Source organism: Nocardia alni (assembly GCF_019038435.1).
GTDB classification, from domain to species: domain Bacteria; phylum Actinomycetota; class Actinomycetes; order Mycobacteriales; family Mycobacteriaceae; genus Nocardia; species Nocardia alni.
This window is the reverse complement of the sequence record NZ_JAGPOX010000252.1, coordinates 1-7,046: the sequence shown is the minus strand read 5'-3', so window position 1 is coordinate 7,046 and position 7,046 is coordinate 1. Positions and strand designations below refer to the sequence as shown.

The following is a 7,046-nucleotide window of genomic DNA, read 5'->3' as shown; positions in this document are numbered from 1 at the left end:
GCAGGGAATGGGTGGGGGGGCGCAGTCCGTCGGCGCCGAGCTGAACCCGGCCGAGCAGGCCGGTGACGCCGAATCCCAGTCGTTCCAGGGCGGCGGCGAACAGCTGGACCTGCTCGTAGCAGTAGCCGCCGCGACGGCGGCGAATCAGTTTGTCCTGCAACGACTCCAGATCCAGATGAATCGGGCGGCCGAGGATGATCTCCAGGTTCTCGAACGGGAACGTGGTGGCGTGCGCGAATTGCAGGGCCCGCAGCGTCTCCAGGGTGGGAGTGCGCTCGCCGGTGAACCCGATACGGGTCAGGTAGTCGTCCAGATCCAGGGCCGCGCCGTCCCAGTGGTAATCCGGATGCTCGGGCTTTGTCATCTACATGTCCAGACCCAGGTCGAGCACGGTGACCGAGTGGGTCAGCGCGCCGACGGCGAAGTAGTCGACCCCGGTGCGGGCGTATTCGGCGGCGACGTCGAGCGACAGTCCGCCGGAGGACTCGAGTTTCGTCCGGGGCGCGCGGGTGTTGCGACGCTGCACGGCGGCCTGGGTGGCCCACAGCGGGAAGTTGTCCAGCAGGACCAGTTCAACGTCCTCGGCCAGCACCGCGTCCAACTGTTCCAGGGTGTCCACCTCGACCTCGCACGCGATATCGGGTGCGTGCTCGCGCACCGCGCGCAGCGCCGCCACCACCGAACCGGCGGCCACCACGTGGTTGTCCTTGATCAGCGCGGCATCTCCGAGGCCCATGCGGTGGTTGACTCCCCCGCCCATCCGCACCGCGTACTTCTGCAGCGAGCGCAGGCCAGGCAGCGTCTTTCGGCTGTCCCGGATTCGGCAGTCGGTGCCGGACACCGCGTCCACCCAGGCGGCGGTCGCGGTGGCGATGCCGGACAGGTGGGTCACCAGGTTCAGCATGGTGCGCTCGGCGGTCAGCAGGCCCCGGGTCGGCGCCAGCACGGTCAGGACCGTATCGCCGCGGGCCACCCGGGCACCGTCGGCGACCCGCTCGGTAACCTCGTAATTGCCCGCGCCGATCACCTCGTCGAGCACCAGCAGACCCACATCGATTCCGGCGACGGTGCCCGGCTGCCGGGCCGCCATCGACGCCTTCACCACCGCGTCGGCGGGAACCGTCGCGGCCGTGGTGATATCGGGTCCGTACCGCAGGTCCTCGTCCAGGGCGGTGCGAATCAGGGTCATGATCTGCGCACTGTCGAGCCCAGCGTCCAGCGTCATCGGTGTACTCCTCGAATTCGTCTCGTACCGTTCACGACGCCCTCGCTGTCACCAACGGCACCGGGCCAGTGCGCTCCGCATTCGCGGTGACGATCTGCGGGCGACCATCCGGACCCAGCCGCACAGGCAGGCTGCGCCGCAACTCGTCGCGGGAGTCCGGGTAATCGGATCGGGTGTGGCAGCCGCGGCTTTCGGTGCGTGTCGTCGCGACGACCAGCATCGCGCGGGCGGTCAGCGTCAGGGACGCGTCCTCCAGATCCCGTATGACCGAGGCGGTTTCCGTGGACGGGGTGGTATCCGTGCCGCCGAGCAGGCCCAGCAGCCGCAACATCGCCCCGCGCAGGCCGTCACCGTCCCGGACCACTCCCGCGTGGTCGGTCATCAACTCCTGCAATGCCTTTCGGTCGATTCGCGGGAAGGTCGCCGGACCGGCCTCGGTGACCCGCGCCGCGACGCCCCGCCGCTCGACGGCCGCCGTGCCGACGCGCTCGCCCACCACCAGACCCTCGAGCAGGCTGTTGGAGGCCAGGCGATTCGCGCCGTGCAGTCCGGTACGAGCGGCCTCCCCGGCGGCGTAGAGGCCGGGAACCACGGTGCGACCGTGGGTGTCGGTGACGATCCCGCCGCACTGGTAGTGCGCGGCGGGCGCGACCGGGATCAGGTCCCCGCGCGGGTCGATTCCCGCCTCCAGGCAGGAGGCGGTGATGGTCGGAAACCGCCCCGCGAAACCGTCGATCGCGCGGGCGTCGAGGTAGACATGATCTGTGCCCAAGGTCTGCATGCGGGCGGCGATCGCTCGGGACACCACATCGCGCGGGGCCAGATCACCGCGCGGATGGACCCCGGCGGTCACTGAATTCCCCTCGGAATCCACGAGTGTCGCACCCTCGCCGCGGACGGCCTCGCTGATCAGCGGCCGTCGTCCCAGTCCGCCCGGTGTGAACAGGACCGTCGGATGGAACTGCACGAATTCCAGATCGGCCACCGTCGCACCGGCCCGCAGGGCCAGGGCGATCCCGTCGGCGGTGGCGCCGGGTGGATTGGTGCTGCACGCGTACAGCTGGCCGAACCCGCCGGTCGCCAGCAGTACGGCGGGCGTGTGGATCACACCGAATCCCTTGTCCGACACCGCTACAACGCCCTGGACGCCGTCGGCCCCGGTGACGATTCGTACCGCTGCCGCGCCGAACAGCACCGGCATTCCGGCCGCATTGAGTGCGCGCTGCACCTCCGCGCCGGTGGCGTCGCCGCCGGCGTGGATGATGCGGCGGGTGCTGTGCCCGCCCTCGCGGGTGCGGGAGACCTGGCCGTCGCGCCCCAGATCGAAGACCGCACCGAGGTCGGTCAGCGCGGTGACCGCGTCCCGGCCGCCCTCGACGATCGAGCGCACCGCCTCGGGATCACACAGCCCGGCGCCCGCGGTGACGGTGTCCTGCACATGCGAGTCCACCGAATCACCGTGCGGCGCGACGACCGCGATCCCGCCTTGGGCGTACTGCGTGGAGGTGTCGGTCGGCCCGCCCTTGCTGAGGGTGAGAACCCGCAGGCCGCGCAGCGACGCCGTGCGAGCGGCGGTCAGGCCCGCGACGCCCCCGCCGATCACCACCAGGTCGGCCTCGGCCTCCCAGCCAATTGTCGTATCGGACATCACGACTCGCTCATTCCCCGCCGCCGGATTGACCGATCGCGATCATGCGCAGCACCGAATCACGGCCCGCCGCGGCGGTTTCCGGATCGACGTGCACCTCGTCGCGGTTCTCGGTCAGGCACCGCAGCAGCGCGGCCGGGGTGATCATCTTCATGTATTTGCACGAGGCGCGATCGTTGACGGCCTGGAAGTCGATATCCGGGGCGGCCTTGCGCAGCTGGTGCAGCATGCCGATCTCGGTGGCGACCAGCACCTGATTCGACCGTGTCTCCGGGGCGCTCCGCAAGCTCCGCGCCTGTGTGGCCCGGGCAGCGTCGATCATGCCGCCGGTGGACAGGATGTGCACGCGGTCGGCCGGGAACGCGCCCTCGCCCGCCAGGTACAGCGCCGATGTGGCGCAACCGCATTCGGGGTGGACGAACAGTTCGGCGTCCGGGTGGGTGCGGGCCTGCTCGGTGAGCTCGGCGCCGTTGATGCCGGCGTGCACGTGGCATTCGCCCGCCCAGATGTGCATATTCTGGCGGCCGGTCACCCGTTTGACGTGTGCGCCGAGGAACTGGTCCGGCAGGAACAGCACCTCTCGATCGGGATCGATGGAGGCCACGACGTCCACCGCGTTGGACGAGGTGCAGCAGATGTCGGTCAGCGCCTTGACCGCCGCGGTCGTGTTGACATACGAGACCACCACGGCCCCAGGGTGTTCGGACTTCCATTCGCGCAGTTCGTCGGCGGAGATGGAGTCGGCCAGTGAGCAGCCCGCGCGCTGATCCGGGATCAGCACGGTCTTGTCGGGGCTCAGGATCTTGGCTGTCTCGGCCATGAAGTGCACACCGCAGAACACGATCGTGTCCTCGGGGGCCTGCGCGGCGATACGCGAGAGCGCCAGCGAATCACCGACGTGGTCGGCGATGTCCTGGATCTCGGGCAGCTGGTAGTTGTGCGCCAGGATGGTCGCGTTGCGCTGGCGCGCCAGCCGCTTGACCTCGGCGGCCCATTCCGGCGTCGCCTCGACCCCCGTGAACCCCGACGGGCCGTCGATGACGCGCCCGGCAAACGTCGCAGTCGCCATGGGTGGCTCCTCTCTCATGCGCCCGGCATCTTCGCCGATTTCGCATCCTATCGGTTTTCGACTTATAATCGAAAACGTGCCCCATAGTAGCACCATTCACGAATCGCTTACCGCCGTGTTCCAGGTTCGTCGCTTTCGCGACACCATCGCCGCAGGTCAAGCCGATAGCGAGCCGATCGATCCGAACTCTCCCCGACGGGGATGGCAAGGCGGTGGAGGTTGCGGAGCCGCCGGGGTGGGTGGACTCGGCTCGCCCGGATCGCGCACCGAACTGGCCGTGCTGCTGTGGCAGCGCGCGATGGAGCCGCAGACCGGTACCTGGTCGCTGCCCGGCGGGCGGCTGCGCGACGACGAGGACCTGGACGAATCGGCCCGTCGGCAACTCGCCGAGAAGGTGGACGTGCGCGAGCTGCTGCATCTGGAACAGGTCTGGGTCTTCAGTGATCCGCACCGCGTGCCGCCGCCGCGCCGGATCGCCTCGGCCTATCTGGGCCTGGTGCCGTTGACCGCGGACCCGCAGCTGCCGCCGGACACCCACTGGTATCCGGTGTCCGCCTTGCCGCGGATGTCCTTCGACCACGGCATCGTGGCCCGGCACGCCCGCACGCGCCTGGCCGCCAAGCTCTCCTACACGAATATCGCCTTCGCCCTTGCCCCGCCGACCTTCACCATGTCCGCGCTACGCGAAATCTATTGCACAGCACTGGGGTATGAGGTCGATACAACCAACTTGCAGCGAGTCCTCAGCCGCCGCAAGGTAATAACGCCTACCGGCGCTACGGCCGCATCCGGCAAGGCGGGCGGTCGACCGGCCGCCCTCTACCGCTTCACCGACAGCGAGATCCGCGTCACCGACGAGTTCGCCGCCCTGCGCCCGCCCAGCTGAGCGCCGGCACCGTTCACCATGCGCCGGCCCAGGCACGGCGCCCTCTGCGGGTGATGCTCAGGTGATCAACACTTACGGGAGTCCTGGCCGTTCGGCCGGCCGGATCCTGCGATAGACCGATCCCGGATCTCGGCGACGGTGAACGGTGCGTACGCTCACGCCGCTGCCCCGGGCCACCGGGTAGCGTTGCCGACATGAACTCGCTGTTGGAGCGGCTCCTGAACATCGCGCCGGTCTGGGTCTACCTGGCCGTGGGCCTGCTGGTCTTCGCCGAGGACGCGATCTTCGTCGGCTTCGTGCTCCCCGGCGAGACTGCCGCGGTGATCGGCGGGATAGCGGCCAGCCGCGGCCACGTACAACTGTGGGCGATGATCGTCCTGGTGGTCCTGGCCGCGATCATCGGCGACAGCGTCGGTTACGAGGTCGGCAAACATTTCGGCACCCGAATCCTCGCCCTGCACGCTTTGGACCGCTATCGCGGCCGTCTGGACCGAGCACAGGATTTCCTGTCCCGCCGCGGCGGCTGGGCGGTATTCCTGGGCCGCTTCACCGCATTCTTCCGCGCGGTAATGCCCGCCCTGGTCGGCACCTCCCGCATGCCCTACCCCCGCTTCCTGGCCTTCAACGCCTCCGGCGGCGTTGTCTGGGGCACCGCCTTCGTACTGGTCGGCTACCTCGCCGGCCACTCCGCCGAAAAACTCGCCGCCACCGTCGGCCGAGGCATGACGATCGCGGTGGTCGTCATCGTCATCCTGGCCGTGATCATCTGGAAAATCCGCGAACGCCGCCACAGCCAAGCAGTCGAAGCCAAGTACGAAACCGCCCGCGAGAGCGAATAGTCCACCACTTTTCCAAAAGCGCTATTCCAAATTTCCTGCCTGCGTGTGTCGCTCACGACTCGCCGATCAGCTGCTGGCGAAACACTTTTCAGCCCAGGCACTGTGAGCATGTGCCCAAAATCCCTCATGAGACACCCGCCGAACTGCTGCGGAATAACCCGCAGCTGGCACGGGTATTACTGACCGGTTATACCGATCTGGCGGTGCCCGCCAACCCGACCATCACTCCAACCGACAGCAACCTGAGCGACGCGGACGCCGCGGTGTTCCTCGCCGATCACTGCACTGTGCTCCAAGACGGCCACGACAAACTGGCCTTGGTAGCCGAATCACAAACCGCGCCACCCACTGAGGAGAAACGCCGCGCACTGCCCGCCTATGTGGCGATCGCGCAACGGCATCATCGCTGCGGCGCTGTGCTCATGATGTTGGCACGCAATCGCCGCACCGCGCAGGCCTGCCGACGACCGATCCACACCGGACACCCGAACTTCGTGCTGGAACCGATCGCGATCGGCCCCGACGAGACTCCGGACCCGAACGACCCGGCACATGCGAAGGTGGCCGCCGAACTCACCGTACTGGCCGCGTTCACCGGAGCGCTGAATTTGGACCGGCCAGCAGCCCGCGAGGAAGTACTGCACAGATTCGCCGCCCTCGATCCCGACCGCCGCTTCACTTACACTGGCCTGGTCAAGGCCCTTGCCTCTGAGGCGGCACGTACCCATATGGAGGAAATGATGGCTTTCGAGTTCAAGGACCCGTTCTTCGAGAAGATCAAGACAGAGGCTCACGCGGAAGGCCTAACCGAAGGACGCGCGGAAGGGCGAACCGAAGGCCTAACCGAAGGGCGAACCGAAGGTGAAGCCCGCATACTGCTTCGGATGCTCGCTGCCCGTGGATTCTCGATCAGCAAGGAAGTTCGCCGCCGGGTCGAGTCCTGCACCGATACAAACCAACTGGAACGCTGGGCGGACAGGACTGTCAACGCCACATCACTCGACGCTGTGTTCGGAGCCTGATGCGAAGCCGGTGAGTCGCTGAACTCCAGAACGGATACTCAGCCGTTTCCATCGAGTTGATCGATGGTTGCGATCGAGGGTCGGAGGGTGTTCTGGAGTTCGCTGGCGACGTTTTCTGCTTCACGTAGTACGCGGACGGCGTTGTGCCAGGCCAATTTTCCGAGGTCCTCGGTTGACCAGTCGCGGGCGAGGAGTTCGGCGAACAGGTTGGGGTAGCCTGCGACGTCGTCGAGGCCCGCGGTGACGAAGGCGGTGCCGTCGAAGTCACCGCCGAGGCCGATGTGGTCGATGCCCGCTACCTCGCGCATGTGGTCGAGGTGGTCGGCTACCGTGGCGACGGTGGGGACCGGGCGGGGG

The 7,046-nt window shown here is 67.7% G+C and carries 8 protein-coding genes; 3 read left to right on the top strand and 5 right to left on the bottom strand.

Going from position 1 to position 7,046, the window contains the following annotated elements:
- The 4 genes from JZ791_RS43065 to nadA form a co-directional block, all read right to left on the bottom strand.
- A partial coding sequence (locus JZ791_RS43065) for an arylamine N-acetyltransferase family protein (RefSeq protein ID WP_216903573.1) occupies positions 1–364 on the bottom strand: 364 nt, incomplete at its 3' end.
- Complete coding sequence (gene nadC / locus JZ791_RS43060) at positions 365–1,225, bottom strand: carboxylating nicotinate-nucleotide diphosphorylase (RefSeq protein WP_216903571.1); 861 nt, start codon at positions 1,223–1,225, stop codon at positions 365–367. It abuts the gene before it with no gap.
- Positions 1,226–1,256: 31 nt separating this feature from the next.
- On the bottom strand, positions 1,257–2,873 hold the full coding sequence (locus JZ791_RS43055; protein ID WP_216903569.1) for an L-aspartate oxidase: 1,617 nt from the start codon (positions 2,871–2,873) through the stop codon (positions 1,257–1,259).
- Between the two features lie 10 nt (positions 2,874–2,883).
- Positions 2,884–3,942: a quinolinate synthase NadA gene (nadA, locus tag JZ791_RS43050; RefSeq protein ID WP_216903567.1), complete on the bottom strand. Its 1,059-nt coding sequence runs from the start codon at positions 3,940–3,942 to the stop codon at positions 2,884–2,886.
- Between the two features lie 76 nt (positions 3,943–4,018).
- Between nadA and JZ791_RS43045 the strand changes: the two genes are divergently transcribed.
- The 3 genes from JZ791_RS43045 (at position 4,019) to JZ791_RS43035 (ending at position 6,689) form a co-directional block, all read left to right on the top strand.
- On the top strand, positions 4,019–4,828 hold the full coding sequence (locus JZ791_RS43045; RefSeq protein ID WP_308163487.1) for an NUDIX hydrolase: 810 nt from the start codon (positions 4,019–4,021) through the stop codon (positions 4,826–4,828).
- 194 nt (positions 4,829–5,022) lie between these two features.
- Positions 5,023–5,667 carry a DedA family protein gene (locus JZ791_RS43040; protein WP_216903563.1) on the top strand — a complete coding sequence of 215 codons (645 nt, stop codon included), beginning with the start codon at positions 5,023–5,025 and terminating at the stop codon, positions 5,665–5,667.
- A gap of 203 nt (positions 5,668–5,870) precedes the next feature.
- Positions 5,871–6,689, top strand: coding sequence for an RpnC/YadD family protein (locus JZ791_RS43035; RefSeq protein WP_216903561.1), 819 nt, complete (start codon positions 5,871–5,873; stop codon positions 6,687–6,689).
- Positions 6,690–6,727: 38 nt separating this feature from the next.
- Here the strand turns inward: JZ791_RS43035 and JZ791_RS43030 are convergent.
- Positions 6,728–7,046: membrane dipeptidase (locus JZ791_RS43030; RefSeq protein ID WP_216903559.1), on the bottom strand; the 319-nt coding region annotated here is incomplete at its 5' end.